Source organism: Frankia sp. CgMI4 (assembly GCF_001756285.1).
GTDB classification, from domain to species: domain Bacteria; phylum Actinomycetota; class Actinomycetes; order Frankiales; family Frankiaceae; genus Frankia; species Frankia casuarinae.
Genome location: NZ_MAQZ01000029.1, coordinates 1 through 1,755 on the forward strand (window position 1 = coordinate 1; position 1,755 = coordinate 1,755).

Sequence of the window (1,755 nt, forward strand, 5' to 3'; positions counted from 1 at the left end):
GTTCTGGATCTGGAGGGTTCGTTGGATGCGGGGGTGTTGCGGGCGGCGGGTCAGGCGTTGCTGGATCGGCATTCCAACTTGCGGGCCGGGTTCCATCAGGTGGCTGGGCTTGACCAGGCCGTGCAGGTGATTCCTGGGACTGTGACGTTGCCGTGGCGTGAGGTGGATCTGTCTGTGCTGGCTGGGGATGTGGGGTTGGTGGAGGCTGATYGGTTGGCTGCGGAGGAGTTGGAGCGGCGGTTCGATCCGGCGGTGCCTCCGTTGTTGCGGTTTTTGTTGATTCGGTTGGGTGCGCGGCATCACCGGCTGGTGATCACTAATCATCACATTCTGTTGGATGGTTGGTCGTTGCCGATTCTCAAGCGTGAGCTGTTTCAGGTGTATCGCTTTGGTGGGGGGGTGGCTGGGTTGCCGCCGGTCACGTCGTATGGGGGGTATCTGGCGTGGTTGGGTCGCCAGGACCGGCAGGTTGCCCGGGAGGTCTGGCGGGCCGAGCTGGCTGGCGTCGAYGAGCCGACCCTGGTCGCCGAGGCCGATCSGKSRCGSGAGCCGGTSGTMCCYGAGSWKSYCSAGRTSASGGYSGACSSMGAGYTGRCSGCGGCGYTGCGCGAGTTGGCTCGCCGCCATGGCCTGAYGTTGAACACGGTGCTGCAGGGGGCGTGGGCGTTGCTGGTCAGCCGCCTGGCCGGGCGCCGTGACGTGGTGTTCGGGGCGGTCGTCGCGGGACGGCCCCCGGAGCTGCCCGGCGTGGAGAACATGCTGGGCCTGTTCATCAACACGCTGCCGGTCCGGGTGCCGCTCGACCCGGCCCAGCCGGTGGTGGAGATGCTGGCTGACCTGCAGGKTCGCCAGTCGGAGCTGATGCCCCACCAGTACCTGGGGCTGACCGAGATCCAGCGACTCGCTGGGCCCGGCGCCACCTTCGACACCCTCGTCGCCTACGAGAGCTTCCCGGTCGACCCGTCCGGTCCGGCGGACGGCCGCGGGCTGGCCGTCGCTCCCGCCGGAGGCCGGGACGCCACCCACTATCCGCTCACGCTGGCGGTGAGTCCCGGTGGCGACCAGCTCGGACTGAGGCTGAGCTACCGGCCGGACCTGTACGACCTGAACGCGGCCCGGGAATTGCTGAACTGGCTGGTGCGGATTCTGGCGGTGATTGCGGCGGATGGTGGGGTGCTTGTTGGTCGGGTGGGGGTGTTGGGGGAGGTTGAGCGGGCTCGGCTGGTGGGGGAGTGGAATGCGACGGGTGCGGTGGTGCCGGGGGTGACGTTGCCGGGGTTGTTTGAGGCTCGGGTGGTGGTGTCTTCGGGTGCGTTGGCGGTGGTGGATGGGGATGTGCGGTTGTCGTATGGGGAGTTGGAGGCGGCGGCGAATCGGTTGGCGTGGCATCTGATTGCTGGGGGGGTGGGGCCGGGRGGGATTGTGGCGGTGGTGGTGCCGCGGTCGGTGGATCTGGTGGTGGCGGTGTTGGCGGTGTTGAAGGCTGGTGCGGCGTATCTGCCGGTTGATCCGGATTATCCGGCGTCGCGGGTGGGGTTCATGGTGGATGATGCGGGTCCGGTGGCGGTGGTGTGCACGGTGGCGACGGAGGGTCTGTTGCCTGAGCATTCCGCGTTTCGGGTGGTGGTGGATGAGGCTGGGACGGCTGGGGTGGTGGCGGCGCGGCCGGCGACGGTTCCGGGTCGGTTGAGGCCGTTGTCGGTGGCTGATCCGGCTTATGTGATGTATACGTCGGGGTCGACGGGGGTGCCGAAG

General features: G+C 67.9%; 1 protein-coding gene. It reads left to right on the forward strand.

Features of this window, described 5'->3' with window-relative positions; genetic code table 11:
- Nucleotides 1–9: 9 nt before the first annotated feature.
- A partial coding sequence (locus Manayef4_RS02890; protein WP_256388605.1) for a condensation domain-containing protein occupies nt 10–1,755 on the forward strand: 1,746 nt, incomplete at its 3' end.